This window comes from Pseudoalteromonas sp. Angola-7, from assembly GCF_028599255.1.
GTDB classification, from domain to species: Bacteria; Pseudomonadota; Gammaproteobacteria; order Enterobacterales; family Alteromonadaceae; genus Pseudoalteromonas; species Pseudoalteromonas atlantica.
Genome location: NZ_JAQREL010000040.1, coordinates 1 through 547, shown reverse-complemented (window position 1 = coordinate 547; position 547 = coordinate 1). Strand labels below are relative to the sequence as shown.

At 52.5% G+C, this 547-nt stretch carries 1 rRNA gene; it reads left to right on the top strand.

From position 1 onward, the window contains the following. A 23S ribosomal RNA gene (locus PSH50_RS20995) occupies positions 1-547 on the top strand; the annotation flags it as partial.

Sequence of the window (547 nt, the reverse complement as noted above, 5' to 3'; positions counted from 1 at the left end):
TATCCGGGAGACACACGGCGGGTGCTAACGTCCGTCGTGAAGAGGGAAACAACCCAGACCGCCAGCTAAGGTCCCAAAGTCATAGTTAAGTGGGAAACGATGTGGAAAGGCCCAGACAGCCAGGAGGTTGGCTTAGAAGCAGCCATCCTTTAAAGAAAGCGTAATAGCTCACTGGTCGAGTCGGTCTGCGCGGAAGATGTAACGGGGCTAAACTATGCACCGAAGCTGCGGATTCATCTTAGGATGAGTGGTAGGGGAGCGTTCTGTAAGCGGTTGAAGGTGTACCGGGAGGTATGCTGGACGTATCAGAAGTGCGAATGCTGACATGAGTAACGATAATGCGGGTGAAAAACCCGCACGCCGGAAGACCAAGGGTTCCTATCCCATGTTAATCAGGGTAGGGTAAGTCGACCCCTAAGGCGAGGCCGAAAGGCGTAGTCGATGGGAAACGGATTAATATTTCCGTACTTGGTATAATTGCGATGGGGGGACGGAGAAGGCTAAGCAAGCATGGCGATGGTTGTCCATGTGAAAGTGAGTAGGCTAG